Below are 20,781 nucleotides of genomic sequence, written 5' to 3'. Positions count from 1 at the left end.
TTTATCCAGGATGACAGTACTGTATATTCATACAGTCAACTGCTGGTGATTAACTTATGCGAACCCAACATCCTGATAATGCACGCTATGCTCATCATTACGCGTCCTCTTCCGTTCCGGCCTCTCAGGGCGGTGGAATTACTGAGTTACGCTGCAGTGAGCAGCCCGGTATGATGCAGATGCTGTTGTTGCCATTATTACAGCAGCTGAGTCAGCAATCACGCTGGCAGTTGTGGCTAACACCGGCACATAAACTGAATCGCACCTGGATGCAGGAGTCGGGATTACCGCTGGATAAAAGTATGCATATCGCCGATTCTGAACGTCTGAATGCGGTGGAGGCGATGGTCAAGGCACTACGCACAGGAAATTACAGTGTCGTTCTGGCATGGATTCCTTATGACCTTGACGAAGATGAGCGCCGTCAACTTGAAAATGCGGCGGCAGAGGGTGAGGCGCTGGGTTTGATTTTGCGGGCAAGCGGGACATCGGAAGCGCCTCTCAGACCGCAAAGTGCGATAAAAATTCAGTCGGATTTGTTTCATTAAGTAAAAATCAGAAGTTTCCCAAGCTATTTTTCTTATCTGTCGTCGCTAAACCACTGATTCTGTTAGTTCGAGCTGTGACAATGGTTTAGCAGGTTTTTAAGGCTTTTTGCCGCGACAATACTACCAGGCTAATTGTTAGAAATTGTGTATAAATCGCTGTTTTTTTACAGAAGCGCCTCACATCATACTTGTAAGTTTCCAATCTCGTTGTAGACTTTATCTCGCCAGGGTGCTCAATAACCTCCGTTTTTTGCGGTAGAGTCATAAGCGAGCGTTTTGACCCGGCGAAGGATTTAAACCAAGAGCAACCTTTTTGCTCATTGCCTATTTGGATGATAACGAGGCGCAAAATGAAAAAGACAGCTATCGCAATTGCAGTGGCACTGGCTGGCTTCGCTACCGTAGCGCAGGCCGCTCCGAAAGATGACACCTGGTACACCGGTGCTAAACTGGGCTGGTCTCAGTATCACGACACTGGTTACTACGGTAACGGTTACGAGAACAACAACGGTCCAACTCATGAAAGCCAGCTGGGCGCAGGTGCGTTCGTTGGTTATCAGGCAAACCCATACCTGGGCTTCGAGCTGGGCTATGACTGGCTGGGCCGCATGCCTAACAAAGGTACTGTGACTAACGGCGCATTCAAAGCACAAGGCGTTCAGCTGGCTGCTAAACTGAGCTACCCAATCTATGACGATCTGGACGTGTATACTCGTCTGGGCGGCATGGTATGGCGCGCAGATGCAACGCAGACTAACCCAACTACTGGCCGCATCAGCGACCACGACACCGGCGTATCTCCGCTGGCTGCAGTTGGTGTTGAATATGCACTGACCAAAAACTGGGCTACCCGTCTGGATTACCAGTGGGTTAACAACATCGGTGATGCACAGACCGTTGGTACCCGTCCAGACAATGGCATGCTGAGCGTAGGCGTTTCATACCGCTTCGGTCAGGATGACGTCGCTGCTCCGGCTCCAGCTCCGGCTCCAGCACCAGCTCCAGTTGTTGAAACCAAGCGTTTCACTCTGAAGTCTGACGTTCTGTTCACCTTCAATAAATCTACCCTGAAGCCAGAAGGCCAGCAGGCTCTGGATCAGCTGTACAGCCAGCTGAGCTCAATGGATCCTAAAGATGGTTCCGTTGTCGTACTGGGCTTCACCGATCGCATCGGTTCAGAGCAGTACAACCAGAAACTGTCTGAGAAACGTGCTCAGTCAGTCGTAGATTACCTGGTATCTAAAGGTATCCCTTCTAACAAGATCTCTGCACGTGGCATGGGTAAATCTAACCCAGTTACCGGCAACACCTGTGACAGCGTGAAAGGCCGTAATGCCCTGATCGATTGCCTGTCTCCGGACCGTCGTGTAGAAATCGATGTTAAAGGCATCAAAGACGTTGTAACTCAGCCACAGGCTTAAGTTCACACGTCATAAAAAACCCCGCTAAGGCGGGGTTTTTTTATGCCAGTAATCGTTCCGTCAGCGCACACACTCTGAAATCCCCTGCCCGCTTACTCGCTCTCTGAACCCGATTTACCCAGAATTGCCTGCAAATCCTGCTTCAGACTCGACATCTGAGTAGCATATTTCTCTTTGCGTTCCGCATCTTCTATCAGCTGAACAATCGTTTCTGAAAGCGTGCAGCCGCGCCGCTGAGCCAGGCCTGCCAGCCGCTGCCAGACCAGATACTCCAGGTCTATCGATTTTTTACGGGTGTGCTGATGTTCAGCATTGAAATGGCGTTTCCGCCGGGCACGGATGGTCTGCTTCAGTCGGTTATCAAGATCGGAATGAATATGTTCTGCAATCCACTCATTCACCGTCACCGGATTGTTTTCCATCGCCAGCAGTTTATCCACTGCCGCCTGCGCCGCGCTTAACTCAAGGTGACGCGTGATCAGTTCACCTTCCCGATGTTTTTTCACCAGGTATTTCCACTTCCATCCACATTCAAGATTTTCGAGTTGCTGGTATTTCATCGGAATCTCATCGTGATCACGTAACGGGCTAAGAATAACAGCTTTTTTCCCGGATGCAGCAACGAAAAACATGCTGCCATCATCACATCTTCAACAGGAAGTCTGCAGTGCTTAACAAGGGTGAATCCTGTATAATCTCGCTTTTCTTAAAACAGACAAATGCGATTATTTTGACCAGCACTCAACTTACGTGGCAGACCTTACAGCCGGATAGCGCGCAATACCAATCCGTTTTCTCCCGAATTGCTGATGAAGAAACTGATGCTCTGGCAACGGTACAGCCCCGGTTGCTGAATGCACTGGCGCATTTACATCACCAGACGCAGGGATTCCCGTTGCTGCTGGTTCGAAGCCAGGAGAATCGCGATTATCTGACCTTTATCGTTCAGGCCGCGCAGCGGGTCATGACTGACAGTACCACTCTGTCCGGCGGTGATTACCATATCATGGCTGACAACGTCACGCTTCAGCCTCCTTCCGATCCGCAACGCCCATTCACCAGTCAGGGTGGTATTCACTTTGCTGAGTGGATTGAGATGGAGCAGTTATTTGGCTGCGTGCGCCAGTATAAAGATCGCATCCAGCTCGAGCCAGGGCTTATCCATCGCGCCAATGGCGGCACGCTGGTACTGTCACTGCGTAGCCTGCTGACGCAGCCGATTCTCTGGCTGCGCCTGAAAAAGTGTATTGAGCAAGGCTATGTTGAGTGGACATCTCAGGATGAACGCCGGCCGCTGCCTGTCTCGATTCCTCCGTTGCCACTCAACCTTAACCTGGTCCTGTGCGGCGACCGGGAAGCGCTGGCGGATTTTCAGGAGCTAGACCCTGAAGCGCATGAAATGGCCATCTATACTGAATTTGAAGAGAACATTCAGGTTCTGGATGAAGATGACATGCTGGCCTGGTGTCGCTGGAGTGCTGAACTGGCGCAACAGGCGGGCCTGCCCCTGCCGGAAGCGGACTTCTGGCCAGAGCTGATTAAAGAAGGTGTCCGTTACAGCGGCGATCAGGATACGCTGCCACTCTGCCCGCGCTGGCTGCAGCGTCAGATGCGCGAGTCGGCCCTGATGGGCGATGCACTTGATGCCGAAGCGCTGCGTGATGCGCTTGAAGCGCGCTTGTGGCGCGAGAATTATCTCAATGAACGGATGCGTGATGAGATCCTGCTGCGACAGATTCTGATTGAAACCGAAGGCGAGGTGGTCGGTCAGATTAACGGCCTGTCGGTGGTGGAATATCCTGGTCATCCCCGTGCCTGGGGCGATCCTTCTCGTATTACCTGCGTGGTTCATCCCGGCGATGGCGAGTTCATGGATATTGAGCGCAAAGCGGAGCTGGGCGGCAACATTCATGCTAAAGGCATGATGATCATGCAGGCATTTCTGATCGCCGAGCTGGAGCTCGATCAGCAACTGCCCTTCTCAGCCTCGATGGTCTTTGAGCAATCTTATTCCGAGGTCGACGGTGATAGCGCTTCGCTGGCTGAACTCTGTGCCTTAATCAGCGCACTGGCGAATCAGCCGATCAATCAGCAAATCGCCGTGACTGGCTCAGTCGATCAATTTGGCAACGTACAACCGGTTGGCGGACTGAATGAGAAGATCGAAGGCTTCTTTGATATCTGTCATCAGCGTGAATTGACGGGTCAGCAGGGTGTGATTATTCCTTCCTGCAACGTGCGTCATCTCAGTCTTAACCAGGCCGTTGTGACAGCGGTTGAACAGGGTCGCTTCCATATCTGGGCGATCGACCGTGCTGATGAAGCGCTGCCGCTCCTGACTGGTAAAATCTGGAGTACTGAAGATGGTCAGGGCGACTGCCTGCTGAATACCATCCAGGAACGCATTAGCCTGTTTAACCAGCCGGACGTGCCGCAACGTCCCTGGGCGCTCCGCTGGCTTAACTGGTTCAACCACCGTTAATCCGATTTGCTCAGCGTACAACTGTTCGCTAATATTCGTGATTCACTAAAACAAGGCTTATTGAAAACATGGTAGATAAACGCGAATCCTATACCAAAGAAGATCTGATTCTGTCAGGTCGTGGTGAACTGTTTGGCGAAAATGGTCCGCCGCTTCCATCTGGCAACATGCTGATGATGGACCGCGTGGTCAAAATGACCGAAGACGGCGGAAAATATGATAAAGGCTTTGTTGAAGCGGAGCTGGATATCAATCCTGATCTCTGGTTCTTCGGCTGTCACTTTATTGGCGATCCGGTGATGCCGGGTTGTCTGGGCCTGGATGCCATGTGGCAGCTGGTCGGTTTCTATCTGGGCTGGCTGGGCGGCGAAGGTAAAGGTCGTGCGCTGGGCGTGGGTGAAGTGAAATTCACCGGACAGGTCCTGCCAGAAGCGAAGAAAGTCACTTACCGCATTCATTTCAAACGCGTCATTAATCGCAAACTGGTGATGGGCGTGGCAGATGGTGAAGTGCTGGTTGACGGTAATCTGATCTATACCGCCAGCGATCTGAAAGTCGGCCTGTTTAAAGATACCGCCGCTTTCTAAGCGTTTCCCCCGGAAACAAAAACCTCCGCGCATGGCGGAGGTTATATTCCCTTTTCAGTGACATCCGGTTATGCAGCTACCGACCTGTCCTCCATGGCTTGTCGCCAACCTCCCAACCAGTGAGACTTAGCGTCAATCAACTGATACGGACACATCTCTTTTGAGCGTCCAGTAATGCCTGCCTGATAACCACGTGAATGGGCGCGTTCGAGGCGGTCTCGTTTCTGTCTCTTCATACTCCGTGTCCCTCATGTAAGGTCTGTGGAATCTGGTGGAAAGAAAAGTGGTGAATTAATGTTCAACCACCCTTATGTTCTACCTCCTGCGCACCCAAAGATCAATGCCCAATCTTCATGCCAGTGTCATAAATGTGACCTTAATCGGTAAAATTAAGGACGTTTTGTGATGCATACGCCAGCACTATCTTTCTGAATAAGCTAATAAAAAAGCCCCTGAACAATGTCGATAAAGCACGACAATCGTTCAGGGGCTTAGCTTATTTATTCACATCAATCTTAATTTAACGCAACCACACTATTAGCAATCTTCTGTGCGGTCTGCTGCCAGCCCGCCGCCAGCGTTCTGACCATTGCATCGTAGCCATCTTCAGTCTGCGGCAGCACGAGGTTAAACGCCTGTTTGGTCAGACGACCCTGATGTTCCAGCGTCCATTCACCACTGACAATCGCTTTGCCATCGTAGCGTCCCTGGAAGCCTGTAATGGTTACATTCAGCGTGTCGTGCTGTGCGCCTAAGGGTGATCCCGCCACTAATCGGCCAGGCAGCGCCTTGCTCAGATTAGTAATCAGCGTTTGCTGTAACTGCTGATCAAGCGGGCTGGCCCAGAGATTATTCGCGGCGATAACATATTTGACATCGCTGGTCTGGTAAACCAGTCCATTACCTGCCAGATAGTCCGGCACCGTCACCTGCTGCACCCATAACATCGGCTGCGCTTCATTCAGCTGACTGCTGGTGACCTGCATGGACGCCGCCCCGGAGGGCAGCTGATACCAGGTATTGTCAACGCTGCTGCTGCACGCACTCAACACCAGCGCGGCACAAAGTATCAATCCTTTTTTCACTGTTTCGCCCTCTTCGGCTGGGGATCCTGTCCCGGTTTCGCCTCAAATACCAGCGCATTGCTCTTGGTGTTTAGCGTTCTCAACACTGGCTGGAGTTCACGCAACACCTGATCCAGACGCTGCATATCGCCGACCAGCTTGCTGTAGGCAGGCGAACCTGGCTGCAGGCCCTTCATGCTGCGGTTCAGCTCGCGCAAGGTCTGCTGCAGATCTTCCGGCAGCGTTTTCATGGCCGGGCTGGCGGTGACTTTGTTGATGTTGTCGATGGTGCGCTGCAGATCACGCATCGTTTTCTGGCTCTCTTTCAGCGTACCCGTCGCTTCATTGACCATACCGTTCAGCGGCAGGCTGTTAATCTTATCCAGCGCCGCCATCAGCTTCTGCTGAATCTGGCTCAGGCCGCCGCTGACCGTTGGGATCACTTCATAGCCAGAAACTTTCTGCGGGCCTTTGTAGGCTGGCGCATTGTCATAGAAGTCGAGATCGACATAGAGCGCGCCCGACAACAGGTTGCCGGTTTTCAGCGTGGCGCGCAGACCACGTTTTTTACCATCCTGCAGATGCTGCTCCAGATCGAAGTTCTCACCCAGTCGGCTGATAAAGCGATCCGGCTCAATGCGGATTAGCACCGGCACGCGGTAATCATTATTCAGCGCCTGATCCAGGCCGGCTTTCATCAGTGGCGCTTCCGAGACGGTACCCAGACGAATGCCACGGAACTCAACCGGCGCACCCGCCTGCAGACCGCGAATCGAGTCAGAGAAGAACATCACGTAGTCGATATGGTTGGTGTAGAGCGAGTCCTGAATGCTGCGCTGATCGTCAAACAGATGGTAGTCAGACTTGTTCTGCGCGGGCTCGCCCAGCTCCCAGCCATCCGGCACGTCAAAACTGACACCGCCGCTGAATAGCGTGGTAAGCGATCCCATTTCCACCCGCATCCCTGAGGCGGACATATCCACGGCGATGCCGCTGTCCTTCCAGAAACGTACGTTGGTGGTAATCAGGCGATCGTAGGGTGCGGCGACAAATAGCTGATAGGTCATCATACGTTTGTCAGTATCAAATACGCTGGTCTCAACCGTACCGACACGGTAGCCACGGAACAGCACCGGATCACCCGGATTAAGCTGGCCTGCCTTTTTGCTGTCCAGTACGATACGAATACCTTTGGCATCCGGTGGCGCTAACGGCGGCGCATCCAGCAGCTTAAATTGCTCGGGTGGCTGCTTTTTGGTGCCAGGCTGCAGTTCGATATACGCACCTGACAGCAGCGTGCCGAGTCCGCTGATCCCTTCACGTCCCACCTGCGGTTTCACTACCCAGAAAACGCTGTCGCTGTGCAGCAGTTTTTCCATGCCCGCATTCAGACGCGCTTTGATTTCCACATGGTGAAGATCGTCGCTTAACACCGCGCTCTCCACCACGCCAACATCGACGCTGCGACTTTTAATCGTGGTTTTACCGGCAACAATGCCTTCGGCATTTTCGGTGGTTAAGGTGACTTCCGGCCCCTGATGGCTGAAGTGATAAAAGAGGATCCATCCGCCGATTAACAGCGTAACGATGGGGACAATCCAGACCGGCGACCAGCGCTTAATCTGTTCCACCTTTGCATGGCCGTGGTTAGTTTCCGTCAAGGCGCGACTCCTTCATATTGTTTTCGCGTACACGATCCCAGGTTAATCGCGGGTCAAAGGTCATGGCAGCGATCATGGTAATAATCACCACCATCGCAAACAATACTGCCCCCCACGCGGGATAAACATTCATTAATTGCCCCATACGCACCAGCGCAGAGAGCACGGCAATCACAAACACGTCGATCATTGACCAGCGGCCAACAAATTCGACCACTTCATAAATTTTATGCATCTTATGACTGTCACGCCGCCCGCGTCCGCTGGCATCCCAGCAGAGCCAGCCGATTGCCAGCATCTTCAGCGTCGGCACCATGATACTGGCGATAAAGATCACCAGCGCCACCGGATAGGAACCATCGCCCCACAGCACAATGACTCCCGCCATGATATTAGAGGGATAAGCCGTGCCAAGGGTTTCCGTCACCATGATCGGCAACAGGTTAGCCGGGATATAAAGCAGTATTGAGGTGAACAGCAGCGCCAGCGTCCATTGCAGGCTGTGCTTACGTCGCGCCTGGGCGGTGACGCCGCAGCGCGGACAGGTGTGCTCAGCTTCCGGCAGAATGGCGGTACAGCAGGGGCAGGAACGCAGGCCCTGCTCTAAACCACTGATGCCCACTTCAGGTGGATGAGGGATGGCGGGTCGCGGGGAAAGACTGTCCCACAAGTCCCGGCGGTCAACGCACTGAAAGGCGCGCAGCTGCAGCAAGCAGAACAGCACCCACGGCCAGAAGCTGGTTTCCAGTCCGATATCACCATAGGCCATCAGCTTGACGAAGCTGACCAAAACGCCTGCCATAAAAATTTCTGCCATGCCCCAGTTACGCAACTGAAACAGGATACGCGCCAGACCAGTTTTGAGGCGGACGGGCAGAGGGACCGGATTGACCAGCAGAATAATGGTGACCATGCAGAAGGCCGGAACCGCCTGCACAAACAGCAGAAACAGTGTCGCCAGGCTGCTGTAATCTTCCGTCACCATGACCTGGGGGATCTGCGACAGCGTAATCTGGCTGGTCAACCCCGCCACTTTCATAGAGACAAAAGGAAACAGATTTGCCAGCAGCAGCATAAACAGCGCCGCCAGCGCATAGCCCGTCGGCCGTTTACGCGGCTCGTGCCAGTTAGCCGTCAGAGAGGTGTGGCAGCGCGGGCATGACGCACGGCTGCCAACGGGAATGTCCGGCAGCTTAATCATTAAATCGCATTGTGGACAGAGCATCCACGCGTTACTTTTCACTGCTGAACACATCCGTTAGCCCTGCCCTACGCGCCGTTTTTCAGTGACTCAAGCTCTTCCCAGCGCGCAAAAGCGGTTTCCAGCTCCTGCTCAGCCTGCGCCAGATTATCCAGCACCGGTTGCGTCTGATCGTGTGCCTGACTGAAGAAGTCCGGGTGACTCATCTTCGCCTGTAACTCACCGATGCGCGCTTCCAGCTGCTCCAGTTTTTGCGGCAGCTGTTCCAGCTCTCGCGCCAGATTGTAGCTGAGCTTATTCACGTTACGCTTCGCTTCACACTTTTCGGCGGCTGGCTTCGTACTATTCGCTGTCGCTTTAGCCGGTGAAGCAGACCTGTGCTGCCGGTAGGCGGCGCGCTGCTGCTGCGCATCGTGATAACCGCCCACAAAGGTACCGATTTCGCCGTTGCCTTCAAAAATCCAGCACTCGGTGACGGTATTGTCGACGAACTGACGATCGTGGCTCACCAGTAAGACCGTGCCCTGATAGCCATCAATCAGCTCTTCCAGCAGTTCCAGCGTTTCGACGTCGAGGTCGTTGGTTGGTTCATCCAGAATCATCAGGTTGCTGGGACGCAGGAACAGACGCGCCAGCAGCAGACGGTTACGTTCCCCACCGGAAAGCGCACGCACCGGCGTCATCGCACGTTTTGGATGGAACAGGAAGTCCTGCAGATAGCCCAGCACGTGGCGCGGTTTGCCGTTGACCAGCACTTCCTGCTTGCCTTCGGCCAGGTTGTCCATCACGGTGCGATCCGGATCCAGTTCAGCACGGTGCTGGTCAAAGTAAGCCACTTCCAGCTTGGTGCCGGAATGTACGCGGCCGTGATCGGCTTTCAACTGCTGCAGCATCAGGCGCAGTAAGGTCGTTTTACCGCAACCGTTCGGCCCGATCAGCGCAATTTTATCGCCACGCTGAACCTGGGTTGAGAAATCCTTCACCAGCGTTTTGCCGCCCACCGCGTAGTCAACATTTTCCAGCTCAAACACAATCTTGCCGGAACGGGACGCTTCGCCCACCTGCATGTTGGCTTTGCCCATGACTTCACGACGTTCTGAGTGTTCGCGACGCAGCGCTTTCAGCGCGCGCACACGACCTTCATTACGGGTGCGGCGGGCTTTGATGCCCTGACGGATCCACACCTCTTCCTGCGCCAGCTTGCGGTCGAATTCGGCGTTCTGCATCTCTTCAACGCGCAGCGCTTCTTCTTTGCCTTCCAGATAGAGATCGTAGTTGCCCGGCCAGGAGACCAGCTTGCCACGGTCAAGATCGACAATACGCGTCGCCATGTTGCGGATAAACGAACGGTCATGCGAAATAAAGACGATGCTGCCGCTGAAGTTTTTCAGGAAGGTTTCCAGCCAGTCGATCGTTTCGATATCGAGGTGGTTGGTTGGCTCATCCAGCATCAGCACACGCGGGTTACTCACCAGCGCACGGCCCAGCGCTGCCTTACGCAGCCAGCCGCCAGAGAGCGACGACAGCTCGGTATCGGGCTGCAGACCAATCTGCTCCAGCACGTCATGGATGCGGCTCTCCAGCTGCCACAGGTTCTGATGGTCAAGAATGCTTTGCAGTCGCGCCATCTCATTGAGGTTTTTATCGCTGGGATCTTCCATCACCACATGGGAAATGGCGTGATAGGCTTTCAGATGCTCAGCCTGCTCTTCAACGCCCTCAGCCACGAAGTCATAGACCGAACCGGTAATATTGCGCGGCGGATCCTGTTGCAGACGCGCCACCACCAGGTCAGTTTCATAAATGATGCGGCCATCATCCAGTGGCTGTTCGCCATTGATGATTTTCATCAGCGTGGATTTACCCGCTCCGTTACGGCCCACCAGACAGACGCGTTCGTTCTCTTCGATGTGCAGCTCGGTATTGTCTAACAGCGGCGCATCGCTGAAGGAGAGATAAGCGCCGTGGATACTGATTAATGACATGTAATCTTATTCCTTACCGGCATGAGTGATCAGCCAGCAGTTGTGAATCTGACGGTTACGCGCGAAGTCCTGCGACTGCGTTTTCTGGGTAATATCCTGCGCCTGCAGGCCCAGTGCTTTCAGACCATCCATGTCCATTTTGAAACCACGTTTGTTATTGGAGAACATGATGGTGCCGCCGCGACGCAGAAGGCGTTTCAGGTTACGCATCAGCATCATATGATCGCGCTGAACGTCGAAGCTCTCTTCCATACGTTTTGAGTTGGAGAAGGTTGGCGGATCGATAAAGATCAGGTCAAAATTCTCATCACTCTCATTCAGCCAGCTCAGGCAGTCCGCCTGCATCAGGCGGTGCTGACGCCCGGTCAGTCCGTTAAGACGCAGGTTGCGCTCCGCCCACTCCAGATAGGTACGCGACATATCTACCGTGGTGGTTGAACGCGCCCCCCCCAGACCGGCATGCACACTGGCGGTGCCGGTATAGGCAAACAGGTTCAGGAAATCTTTGCCCTGACTCATCTGACCGAGCATTTTACGGGCAATGCGGTGATCGAGGAACAGGCCGGTGTCGAGATAGTCGGTCAGGTTCACCCAGAAACGCGCATTAAACTCTTTAACTTCGAAATAGTCGCCCTTCTCGCTGAGCTTCTGATACTGCGCTTTGCCTTTCTGGCGCTCACGCGTTTTCATAATCAGACGGTCAGCAGGCAGCTGCAGTACGCTCAATGTCGCACTGATGACATCGAACAGGCGCTGACGCGCTTTATTCGGATCGATGGTTTTCGGTGGCGCGTACTCCTGAATAATGACCCAGTCACCATAGCGATCGACAGCAACGTTGTAGTCTGGCAGATCGGCGTCATAAATGCGGTAGCATTCAATGCCTTCCTGACGCGCCCACTTCTCCAGCTTCTTCACATTTTTGCGCAGACGGTTTGCGTAATCTTCCGCAATCTGTCCGGCGCTTTCATGACTGTTAACCGCCAGCTGATAGTTTTTCTGCACGCAATCCAGCGGACCGTTCTTCGCTTTGAACTGGCGATCGGCTCGCAGTTGCAGGCAGCTCAGCAGTTCAGGCGAGGCGCTGAACAGCGACAGGTTCCAGCCGCCAAAATGCTGCTTCATCAGACGTCCGAGCTGGCTGTGCAGCGCAATCAGCGCCGGTTCGCTCTCCAGACGTTCACCGTACGGCGGGTTACTCAGCACTGTGCCGTGAACCACCGGATCGAGCGGATTGGTCAGTTGCAGCAGGTCCTGTTGCGCAAATGTAAAGAGTTCAAAGACGCCAGCACGACGGGCATTCGCCTGCGCCCACTCCAGCACCCGGCCATTGTTGTCATAGCCAAAGAAGCGCGCCTGGGTGGCGGCCGTGCCCGCGCGGGCACGGTTCTGCGCTTCGGTTTTCACGTCCTGCCACAGCGCAGCATCAAACTTGTTCCAGGCAGTGAAGCCCCAGTGCTTACGCAGCAGGCCCGGTGCGCGATCGCAGGCAATCAGCGCCGCTTCAATCAGCAGCGTACCTGAACCACACATCGGGTCGATCAGCGGCGTGGTCGGCTCCCAGCCAGAACGCAGCACAATTGCTGCCGCCAGCGTCTCTTTTAACGGAGCCTGACCGGTCTGCTGGCGATAGCCGCGCTGATGCAGTGAGGTGCCGCTGAGATCCAGCGCAATGCTAGCGCGATCGTCATTCAGCCAGACGTTAACACGGATATCCGCCTGCTCACGATCGACATTCGGCCGTTCAAGATTCTGACGGGTAAAGCTGTCCACGATGGCATCTTTTACTTTCAGCGCGCCGAACTGGCTGTTACGAATCGAATCGTTGGTGCCGCTGAAATGCACGACGAACGTTTTGTCGCTGCCGAACATCGACGGCCAGTCCACGCTCTGTACACCCAGATAGAGATCGAGATCGCTGTAGACGCCAAACTCTCCCAGCGGCAACAGGATGCGTGATGCTAAACGACTCCACATCAGGCTTTGGTACATGGCGCGATCGTCGGCTTCGTAGTGAACGCCTCCCTGCACCACTTGCAAATCCTGCGCGCCCAGCGCGTCCAGCTCACTTTTTAACAGCTCTTCGAGCCCACGCGCCGTGCTGGCAAACAGAGAATTCATATCGTCACTTTTTAACTCTTGAGAAAATTGTCGCGCATTATAGCGAATCGGAGACCTATGTCATAAAGTTAGCTTCTTTTGTGTCGCGCGTCGGGTTCAAGGAGAACACCATGATCACGCTTTCCCGCTTATTTATTCATCCTGTGAAGTCAATGCGGGGATTAGCGTTGTCACATGCGCTGGTCACTGACAGCGGACTGGCATTTGATCGGCTGTTTATGGTGACCGAACCCGATGGCACCTTTATTACTGCACGTCAGCACCCGGAGATGGTGCGCTTTACGCCCGCGATCCTGCCGGATGGCCTGCTGCTGGCCGCACCGGATGGCAGCCAGTCCCTGATCCGCTTCAGCGATTTTAGTGAGCAGGATCATCCCACCGAAGTCTGGGGCAACCACTTTACTGCGCGCATTGCCCCCCAGCCGATTAATCAGTGGCTGAGCCAGTTCTTCCCGCGCGACGTTCAGCTGCGCTGGGTCGGGCCGCAACCGACTCGCCGGGTCAAAAAGTTTGATCATATTCCGCTGAGCTTTGCCGATGGCTTTCCGTTTTTGCTGATCAACAACGCGTCGCTGCACGATCTGCAACAGCGCTGCCCGGCCAGCGTCCGTGCAGAACAGTTTCGCCCGAACCTGATCGTCAGCGGCGCGGGCGCCTGGGATGAGGATAGCTGGGCAGAGATTCAGATTGGCGACGTCATCTTTGAGGCTCCAAAGCCATGCAGCCGCTGTGTGCTAACCACGGTCAGCACCGAGACCGGACTCAAGCATCCCACCGGTCATCCGCTGGCGACGCTGCAGACGTTCCGCACAGCTCAGGATGGCAGTGGAGATATCGATTTCGGTCTGAACTTAGTGGCGCGTAACAGTGGCGTGGTGCGTGCGGGTGATGAAATGATCGTCCTGAAACGTCATGCGCCGCGCAGCTATGGTGCCGGCGAAGTGGTCGAAACGCTGAAACCACAGCAACAGGCACAGGATGCCGTGACCATCACATTTCAGGGCAAGACCTTTACCGGGGATAATCAGCAGATATTACTGGATCAGCTGGAGATGCAGGGCTTTCGCATTCCTTACTCCTGTCGGGCAGGTCTGTGCGGTAGCTGCAAGCTGAGTCTGGTAGCCGGTGAAGTAAAAGCGCTTAAACAGAGTGCCCTGCGTCAGGACGGCACCCTCTTAAGCTGCAGCTGTATTCCGGCAGGTGATATAGAAGTGAAGTAATCAGACCGCGCGGGCGTAGTGCGCGACATCCTGGTACCAGGGCTGCAGGCGGTCGTTCATCACCTTAATGGCATCGCCGAGCACCATATTTTTACCGGCCAGGGTTAAACCTGGCTGCGCCAGCAGGCAAAGCGCCGCATTATTACCACTCTCAACCACCAGCAGACGTGCCAGCGTCCCCTCTTCGGCCAGCGTAACCTGTACCATTTCACCGGGACGGGGCTGCATTGCCGGGGCATGCGAGGTGAAATGCCAGCTTTTCGGCATCAGGGGTTTGAGGAAGCGCGCGGCGACCAGCGCATTCAGCACCAGCTCAGCACGATGGCTGCCACTAAGTTTGCACTGACGACAGGTCTCTTCAAAGGTGTAATACAAAGCGGCATCATCGACACAGAAACCCGATTCAGTGAACGCGTCCGGCGTGAGCATTTTGCGGGAAAAGCGGGAACGGAAAAGCATCCCGTCAGCCAGGTCGAGCATCATTCGGTCGTGGCTGCTATCAAAATACCAGCGCCAGTTATCATCGGGTTTAATTTTCATCGTGTGCCCTGTATTTACCGCTACGCCAAAAATCGCGCAGAATTCAGCGAAAAAAGAAACATAAGGAAAAGCTGAAAAAGCATGCAACAGGACAAAATATAAACGAGCCGAGGGGATAAATAAACCCCCCGGCCAATGATTGTGAGAATTGTCTTAGAGATGCGTAACGATATCTTTAATTAATCCTGGCCCCTGATAAATAAAGCCTGAATAAATCTGAACCAGCGTTGCACCTGCGGCGATTTTTTCACGCGCAGCGGTCAGAGAATCGATGCCGCCAACGCCGATAATGGGAAGACGCCCCTGCAGCTCCTGAGAGAGGCGCTGGATCACCGCCGTACTGCGCGACTGCACTGGCCGTCCACTCAATCCACCCGCTTCTTCAGCATGCTTAAGACCACTTACCAGCGAACGATCGAGCGTAGTATTACTGGCAATGACGCCATCAATCTGATGACGAATCAAACTGTCCGCAACCTGAATTAACTCCTCTTCAGAGAGATCGGGCGCAATTTTTACGGCCAGCGGAACATATTTCAGATGACGCTTTTCCAGCTCTTTTTGTTTCTGTTTGATAGAGGAGAGCAAATCATCCAGCGCTTCACCATATTGCAGTGAACGCAAACCTGGCGTGTTGGGTGAGGAAATATTGATGGCGATATAACCGGCATGGGCATAGACCTTTTCCATGCAAATCAGATAATCTTCTTTGCCCTGCTCAACCGGCGTATCTTTATTTTTACCGATATTGATCCCGAGCACGCCGTTAAAACGCGCTTTTTTTACATTCTCAACCAGGTGGTCAACACCGAGATTATTAAATCCCATCCGGTTGATAATGCCGCCCGCTTCCACCAGACGAAACATCCGCGGCTTGTCATTACCTGCCTGGGCGCGCGGCGTGACGGTGCCGACTTCAACAAAACCAAAGCCCATCGCCGCAAACGCATCAATGCACTCTGCGTTCTTATCCAGACCCGCAGCCAGGCCCAGGGCATTTTTAAAGGTCAGTCCCATGCAGGTGATCGGACGCGACGGCAGATTCTGGCGATAAAACAGCTCCAGCGGCGTGCCGTTCATAAAACGCAGTTGCTGAAAGGTGAGTTCGTGCGCGCGTTCGGGGTCGAGTTTAAACAGCGCCGGTCGGACGATAGGATAAAACATGCACTCTCCTGAAGGACGGAAGCAATCGTGAAAGTCGGTGCACGGGAAAATGTGCGCCAGAATGGTAAAGTGCTCTGGCGCAAAAGTAAATCGAACGGCGGGGATGCAGAAAACTATATGAAAATGCTTTGATCTTAAACGGCGGAATCGTTTACGGGCTGGTTTTTCACCTCGGAAGGAAACAGATACTCCCGCAGGATGCCGTGACGCTGCATGATGCCAAAGATACCGAGACAGACAAACGCTTCAGCTCCCACCATCGACCATGCGGCACCGATTGCGCCAAACTTCCATGCCAGGAAACAGCATAGCGGCACGTTAATCACACCTGCAGCCATCATCACCCACATACGCTGGCGGGCCAGACCGTGCGGGATCAGAATCTGTAATCCAGCCGGATAGGCAATGTTGCCAAACAGGAAGCAGAGCACAAAGACGCGCAGCACATCCGCCGACGGAATAAAGTCTTTACCCAGTAAAATAGAGACCACCAGGTCAGCAAAGAACCAGGTAAAGATCACAATCGACAGACTCAGGGAAAACGACAGCAGCAGGCTTTTGCGCGTCGCCGCAATGGCGGCACGTTTATCCCGACCAAACAGGTGGCTGACGCGCGGGAAGAAAGCACTGCCGATCTGCTCGGGTACGGAGTTAGCCGCTTTACGCAGACGATCCGCCCCGTTGTAGATCCCGACCATATAGGTAGAGGTAAAGGAGGCCAGGATTACCACGTTGACGCTGTTAAACAGATTGGCACCCGCGATAGCAATAAACACATCCATGCTGTCGGTGATGCGCTGTTTGATCTCGCGCGGTTCAAAGCGGTAACGACCAATGACTTTCATCTCCAGCACAAACTTCAGCGTAATCGCTGCGCTGATGATGGAGACAGTACCAGGGATCAGCGCCGCCAGCCAGGTATCCTGCGGGGATTTCACCAGCAAAAAGGTCAGTGGAATGGCACAGAAGTTACCGAAGGTAGCGATCATCGCCGTTTTACCCAGCTTCTCAAAACCCTGCATCAGCCAGCCGAATGAAAACAGCGAGCCTATCAGAGTGGTGCAGTTCGCCAGGATGATAAAGAACAGCGGATGCCAGGCAGGATTAAACCAGGTCGCCGTCAGTAACGTGCCACTGGTCACCACCAGCAGCATCAGCTTGGCGTTGAAAGTTGACCAGAAGAGCTGGCTGACGCGTTCCTTGTCATCACGGTGGTGAGCAATGTCTTTGGTGGTAAAGACGTTGAATCCCCAGTCAGAGATGGTGCTGCAATAGAGCACGCAGGCGATGGCCAGCGCCAGCGTACCCATCTGCTCTACACCCAGAACGCGGGCAAGATAGGGCAGCGTGGCCAGTGGAAACAGGAACGATGCGCCGCGGTAGGCCAGCAGCGAGAAAATATTAATAACCAGACTTTTATCGAGTACTTTTGCCATGACGCAACAACCTTATACACATTGCATGTCTCACCTTCTCATTTCGCTAAGGCATAAACAATATCGCTTCACATTTTTCAGAATCAGGCTGTTTTTCAGAATCAGGCGGCGTTTTTCAGCTCTTTTTTGACCTTGTAATGCTGAAGTGCAATAAACAGTTCAGGGCGATTGAACAATAGCCACTCTTTAAAGTTTTCTGTTTTCACATTGCGACCCATAAAGCGAATCGCGTTAAGCACATATTCCGGCACAGGCGTACGGTTATAGAGTGATAAATAGATCATCAAACGAAACGAGTGAACTAAATAGGCTTTTTCAAGCGTATCGCGCCACGCTGACTTAATCAGCGAACTGGTTAGCGTATTGTAGGCGTGCATAAAGGCATCATAACGCTGATAGAAAAACTCATTACTTTTGGTACTGTTCGTCAGGGAGCCGTTGCGAATACGCTGTTTATAATAAACCTGATGACTCACCCAGGCCTGCTGACTTTTCATAAAGCAGGAGAGCGTGAAATTGTGGTCTTCATGAACGCGTTTAACAAAACGTAATTTATGCTGTTCAATAACGCGTTTGCTGATGACATAGCTCCAGGCCGCCGAGGTATAGCTGCCGTTACGCAGCAGGCCCAATAAGACCTCCTGCGGTTTTTGCTGACCAAAGAGTTCGTGTCTGACTTTTGGCGAGGTGATATCAATCTGGCCGTCGCGATAGACGCACGATTTAAAACAGAACAGGTCCGTTTCAGGATGCTTTTCCGCTACCATGCCCAGTTCAGCGACCAGCCCATCCGCCACGACGTCGTCCGGATCGCAGAAAAAAAGAAACTGGCCCTGCGCCTGATCAATACCGACATCCCGTGCATGACCCGCTCCACCATTTTCAGTGGTAATTATTTTCACCTGGGAAAGATGAGAATAATTCTGTTCAAGTAAGGCTAATGTTCCATCGGTTGAGCCATCATTCACAATGATTATTTCATTGGGCGATTTAACCTGGCGTAATAGTGAATCGACGCACTCCACAATATATTTTTCAACATTGTAAGTTGGAATAACCACTGATAATAGCGTGTCAGACATAGGCAATTCTCTGCTGTTAGAAAAAAGAATACGATTCACCTGCCAGATGCAGGGATTGATCAGAGGCGAAACGTCAAAAAGAGTAAGGCGCTAATATTATGGTAGCTTTCATTTAGCCTGATTATCTTAAACCGGTTATGCGAAAAAAGACCAGTTGTAAAAAATTATCTTAACGTTTCACCTGATTATCACTGTTAAAAAAAGTGCATCTATAGCCCGCTGTAATGTTAAAACCGTTGAGGAACGATTTAAATTACCCCCATATGGCAGGTGTAACCAGAATCAGGAATATGTAAGCGAACATCTGAAACCGTGAATAACTTCAGCATTCCTTCATTTTTATTACAGTTTACGCTCTGCAATTAATCCTAATATCATGCCGGAACACCACTGAAACAGGCTGATGTCAGGCTGGTTTCCATTCCGGTTACGGGCTGCCGCTGCGCTTCAACACGGTTTCAGCCACAAGCAGAATGGTTAAGCAATCAGAAGAAAGATAATTTTTTCCGCCACGCGTCCTGTTTTAACCCTCTTGCATCACTGCTCTTAATGAATGGTTTTGCTGCTCGCCATTATTTTAAGAATTATCGGAAGCGATGTTTTCACTATCTGCCACCGGTACGTCTATTTGCAGTTTTTACCCTTGCTTTGCCGGATAAATCATTTAAGCCCACTCCCCTGCTCTGACAGTATGAAGGCATAAGTTCTCAACTTTTGATAATCAATAACTTTTAGTTATAAGGAGTGATGATGCGAGTTATTACGCTGGCAGGCAGCCCACGATTTCCCTCCCGCTCAACCTCATTACTGACGCTGTGTCAGCACAAGCTGGAGGCACGTGGCATTGAAGTCATTCCCTGGAATATTCACAACTTTCAGCCTGACGATCTGATTAATGCGCGCTTTGATGCGCCCGCGCTGCTGGCCCTGCGTGACGATCTGGCCTCGGCTGATGGCCTGATTGTGGCGACACCGATTTATAAAGCGTCCTTTTCGGGTGCGCTGAAGACTCTGCTCGACCTGCTGCCTGAGCGCGCACTGGAGCACAAAGTTGTGTTGCCACTCGCCAGCGGCGGCAGTGTCGGGCATATGCTGGCGCTGGACTATGCGCTGAAGCCGGTTCTCAACGCCTTAAAAGCACAGGAAATTCTGCATGGGGTCTACGCCGAAGACAGCCAGGTCACGCATTACGATCGTCAGCCGGTACTGGAAGATTCACTGGCAGAGCGTCTTGATGAAGCCGTCTCCGCGTTCTGGCTGGCGCTGACCCGTCATCACCATCCCGTTGCGCAGGCAGTATAAGGAAGCAATCGATGAAGCAGAGATTAGGAAAGTGGCTGGTGGCAGGACTGTTACTGGCTGGCCTTCAGGTTCAGGCCGCTGAATCGGATCCGGCTGAGATTCGCATCGGCTATCAGAAAGGTTCAGTCAGCATGGTGCTGGCGAAGTCACATCAGTTGCTGGAGAAGCGTTTTCCCCATACTCACATTAAGTGGATCGAGTTCCCGGCTGGCCCGCAAATGCTGGAAGCGCTGAACATCAACAGCATTGACCTCGGCAGTACCGGTGATCTTCCGCCGCTGTTTGCCCAGGCCGCAGGCGCCGATCTGCTCTATGTCGGTTCGGAGCCGCCAAAACCGAAATCAGAAGTGATTCTGGTGCCGAAAAACAGCGCTCTGAAACAGGTTGCCGATCTGAAAGGCAAAAAAGTCGCTTTCCAGAAAGGTTCCAGCTCACACAATTTACTGCTGCGCGCCTTACAGCAGGCGGGCCTTACATTTAAAGACATTACACCCGTCTATCTGACGCCAGCCGATGCGCGTGCCGCCTTCCAGCAGGGTGACGTGGATGCCTGGGCAATCTGGGATCCCTACTACTCTTCGGTACTGCTGCAGGGTAATTCGCGCCTGCTGATTGATGGCAGCTCACTGAACCTGACCGGGTCCTTCTATCTGGCGACGCGCAGCTATGCCGAAGCCCACGGCGCGTTTATCCAGCAGGTGCTCGACACCTTCAGCAGTGCCGATGCGCTGACTATCAGCCAGCCTCAGCAGAGCACCACGCTTCTGGCGCAGGCAATGGGCCTGCCTGAACCGGTTATTGCCAGCTATCTCAGCCATCGTCCACCCACCCGGATTTCGCCGGTCAGTGCTGAAACCGCAGCCGCACAGCAGCGTACTGCTGACCTGTTTTATGCCAATCATCTGTTGCCAGTCAAAGTGACGATCCAGGATCGCATCTGGCAACCGCATACCGTAACGCAGTAAGG

General features: G+C 53.2%; 18 protein-coding genes. 7 read left to right on the top strand and 11 right to left on the bottom strand.

Annotated elements, in window-relative coordinates; translation table 11 throughout:
• The first annotated feature begins 56 nt into the window (after positions 1-56).
• Complete coding sequence (gene sulA, locus AC6I8E_RS06510; protein ID WP_013357355.1) at positions 57-548, top strand: SOS-induced cell division inhibitor SulA; 492 nt, start codon at positions 57-59, stop codon at positions 546-548.
• 350 nt (positions 549-898) lie between these two features.
• The gene (gene ompA, locus AC6I8E_RS06505; RefSeq protein WP_013357354.1) at positions 899-1,969 is read left to right on the top strand and encodes a porin OmpA; all 1,071 of its coding nucleotides are present in this window, start codon (positions 899-901) and stop codon (positions 1,967-1,969) included.
• 92 nt (positions 1,970-2,061) lie between these two features.
• Here the strand turns inward: ompA and matP are convergent, their stop codons facing one another.
• The gene (gene matP / locus AC6I8E_RS06500) at positions 2,062-2,529 is read right to left on the bottom strand and encodes a macrodomain Ter protein MatP (protein WP_143813132.1); all 468 of its coding nucleotides are present in this window, start codon (positions 2,527-2,529) and stop codon (positions 2,062-2,064) included.
• Between the two features lie 53 nt (positions 2,530-2,582).
• Here matP and AC6I8E_RS06495 point away from each other — a divergent pair, with 53 nt between their 5' ends.
• Positions 2,583-4,451 (top strand): AAA family ATPase, encoded by a 1,869-nt coding sequence (locus AC6I8E_RS06495; protein WP_195857159.1) that lies wholly within the window; start codon positions 2,583-2,585, stop codon positions 4,449-4,451.
• Between the two features lie 68 nt (positions 4,452-4,519).
• The gene (gene fabA, locus AC6I8E_RS06490) at positions 4,520-5,038 is read left to right on the top strand and encodes a bifunctional 3-hydroxydecanoyl-ACP dehydratase/trans-2-decenoyl-ACP isomerase (RefSeq protein ID WP_008925876.1); all 519 of its coding nucleotides are present in this window, start codon (positions 4,520-4,522) and stop codon (positions 5,036-5,038) included.
• Between the two features lie 68 nt (positions 5,039-5,106).
• Here the strand turns inward: fabA and rmf are convergent, their stop codons facing one another.
• The 6 genes from rmf to rlmKL form a co-directional block, all read right to left on the bottom strand.
• A complete protein-coding gene (rmf, locus tag AC6I8E_RS06485; protein ID WP_008925875.1) occupies positions 5,107-5,274 on the bottom strand; it encodes a ribosome modulation factor in 168 nt (55 codons plus the stop codon).
• Positions 5,275-5,553: 279 nt separating this feature from the next.
• Entirely contained in the window at positions 5,554-6,123 is a 570-nt protein-coding gene (gene pqiC / locus AC6I8E_RS06480) for a membrane integrity-associated transporter subunit PqiC (RefSeq protein WP_013357351.1), read from the bottom strand.
• The gene (gene pqiB, locus AC6I8E_RS06475) at positions 6,120-7,763 is read right to left on the bottom strand and encodes an intermembrane transport protein PqiB (RefSeq protein ID WP_147788433.1); all 1,644 of its coding nucleotides are present in this window, start codon (positions 7,761-7,763) and stop codon (positions 6,120-6,122) included. The genes pqiC and pqiB overlap by 4 nt, the downstream gene beginning before the upstream one ends.
• Positions 7,750-9,018 (bottom strand): membrane integrity-associated transporter subunit PqiA, encoded by a 1,269-nt coding sequence (gene pqiA, locus AC6I8E_RS06470; RefSeq protein ID WP_013357349.1) that lies wholly within the window; start codon positions 9,016-9,018, stop codon positions 7,750-7,752. The genes pqiB and pqiA overlap by 14 nt, the downstream gene beginning before the upstream one ends.
• A gap of 14 nt (positions 9,019-9,032) precedes the next feature.
• A complete protein-coding gene (locus AC6I8E_RS06465) occupies positions 9,033-10,949 on the bottom strand; it encodes an ABC transporter ATP-binding protein (protein ID WP_497824557.1) in 1,917 nt (638 codons plus the stop codon).
• Between the two features lie 6 nt (positions 10,950-10,955).
• Complete coding sequence (gene rlmKL, locus AC6I8E_RS06460) at positions 10,956-13,070, bottom strand: bifunctional 23S rRNA (guanine(2069)-N(7))-methyltransferase RlmK/23S rRNA (guanine(2445)-N(2))-methyltransferase RlmL (protein ID WP_497824556.1); 2,115 nt, start codon at positions 13,068-13,070, stop codon at positions 10,956-10,958.
• Positions 13,071-13,180: 110 nt separating this feature from the next.
• Between rlmKL and AC6I8E_RS06455 the strand changes: the two genes are divergently transcribed.
• Positions 13,181-14,290, top strand: a complete 1,110-nt coding sequence (locus AC6I8E_RS06455) for a YcbX family protein (protein WP_013357346.1) — start codon at positions 13,181-13,183, stop codon at positions 14,288-14,290.
• On the opposite strand, the gene AC6I8E_RS06450 is transcribed toward AC6I8E_RS06455, so the two are convergent.
• The 4 genes from AC6I8E_RS06450 to AC6I8E_RS06435 all read right to left on the bottom strand — a co-directional run bounded on the left by AC6I8E_RS06450 (position 14,291) and on the right by AC6I8E_RS06435 (position 18,512).
• Complete coding sequence (locus AC6I8E_RS06450; protein ID WP_013357345.1) at positions 14,291-14,830, bottom strand: cell division protein ZapC; 540 nt, start codon at positions 14,828-14,830, stop codon at positions 14,291-14,293.
• Positions 14,831-14,983: 153 nt separating this feature from the next.
• Complete coding sequence (gene pyrD, locus AC6I8E_RS06445) at positions 14,984-15,994, bottom strand: quinone-dependent dihydroorotate dehydrogenase (RefSeq protein WP_497824555.1); 1,011 nt, start codon at positions 15,992-15,994, stop codon at positions 14,984-14,986.
• Positions 15,995-16,128: 134 nt separating this feature from the next.
• A complete protein-coding gene (locus tag AC6I8E_RS06440; RefSeq protein WP_013357342.1) occupies positions 16,129-17,430 on the bottom strand; it encodes a flippase in 1,302 nt (433 codons plus the stop codon).
• A 101-nt stretch (positions 17,431-17,531) separates the two neighbouring features.
• Positions 17,532-18,512: a glycosyltransferase family 2 protein gene (locus AC6I8E_RS06435; protein ID WP_013357341.1), complete on the bottom strand. Its 981-nt coding sequence runs from the start codon at positions 18,510-18,512 to the stop codon at positions 17,532-17,534.
• Positions 18,513-19,262: 750 nt separating this feature from the next.
• Here AC6I8E_RS06435 and ssuE point away from each other — a divergent pair.
• Positions 19,263-19,814 carry an NADPH-dependent FMN reductase gene (ssuE, locus tag AC6I8E_RS06430; RefSeq protein WP_013357340.1) on the top strand — a complete coding sequence of 184 codons (552 nt, stop codon included), beginning with the start codon at positions 19,263-19,265 and terminating at the stop codon, positions 19,812-19,814.
• A gap of 11 nt (positions 19,815-19,825) precedes the next feature.
• Entirely contained in the window at positions 19,826-20,779 is a 954-nt protein-coding gene (locus tag AC6I8E_RS06425) for a sulfonate ABC transporter substrate-binding protein (RefSeq protein ID WP_095707432.1), read from the top strand.
• Positions 20,780-20,781: the final 2 nt, after the last annotated feature.

It is taken from the genome of Pantoea sp. X-Soil-YNGN-785, from assembly GCF_059730585.1.
This window is presented reverse-complemented; position numbering and strand designations above follow the sequence as displayed.

Bases quoted from the DNA above. Each gene is read 5' to 3' on its own strand.
- sulA (WP_013357355.1), top strand. From the start codon at position 57: ATGCGAACCCAACATCCTGATAATGCACGCTATGCTCATCATTACGCG.
- ompA (WP_013357354.1), top strand. From the start codon at position 899: ATGAAAAAGACAGCTATCGCAATTGCAGTGGCACTGGCTGGCTTCGCT.
- matP (WP_143813132.1), bottom strand. From the start codon at position 2,529: ATGAAATACCAGCAACTCGAAAATCTTGAATGTGGATGGAAGTGGAAA.
- AC6I8E_RS06495 (WP_195857159.1), top strand. From the start codon at position 2,583: ATGCAGCAACGAAAAACATGCTGCCATCATCACATCTTCAACAGGAAG.
- fabA (WP_008925876.1), top strand. From the start codon at position 4,520: ATGGTAGATAAACGCGAATCCTATACCAAAGAAGATCTGATTCTGTCA.
- rmf (WP_008925875.1), bottom strand. From the start codon at position 5,274: ATGAAGAGACAGAAACGAGACCGCCTCGAACGCGCCCATTCACGTGGT.
- pqiA (WP_013357349.1), bottom strand. From the start codon at position 9,018: ATGTGTTCAGCAGTGAAAAGTAACGCGTGGATGCTCTGTCCACAATGC.
- AC6I8E_RS06465 (WP_497824557.1), bottom strand. From the start codon at position 10,949: ATGTCATTAATCAGTATCCACGGCGCTTATCTCTCCTTCAGCGATGCG.
- rlmKL (WP_497824556.1), bottom strand. From the start codon at position 13,070: ATGAATTCTCTGTTTGCCAGCACGGCGCGTGGGCTCGAAGAGCTGTTA.
- AC6I8E_RS06455 (WP_013357346.1), top strand. From the start codon at position 13,181: ATGATCACGCTTTCCCGCTTATTTATTCATCCTGTGAAGTCAATGCGG.
- AC6I8E_RS06450 (WP_013357345.1), bottom strand. From the start codon at position 14,830: ATGAAAATTAAACCCGATGATAACTGGCGCTGGTATTTTGATAGCAGC.
- pyrD (WP_497824555.1), bottom strand. From the start codon at position 15,994: ATGTTTTATCCTATCGTCCGACCGGCGCTGTTTAAACTCGACCCCGAA.
- AC6I8E_RS06440 (WP_013357342.1), bottom strand. From the start codon at position 17,430: ATGGCAAAAGTACTCGATAAAAGTCTGGTTATTAATATTTTCTCGCTG.
- AC6I8E_RS06435 (WP_013357341.1), bottom strand. From the start codon at position 18,512: ATGTCTGACACGCTATTATCAGTGGTTATTCCAACTTACAATGTTGAA.
- ssuE (WP_013357340.1), top strand. From the start codon at position 19,263: ATGCGAGTTATTACGCTGGCAGGCAGCCCACGATTTCCCTCCCGCTCA.
- AC6I8E_RS06425 (WP_095707432.1), top strand. From the start codon at position 19,826: ATGAAGCAGAGATTAGGAAAGTGGCTGGTGGCAGGACTGTTACTGGCT.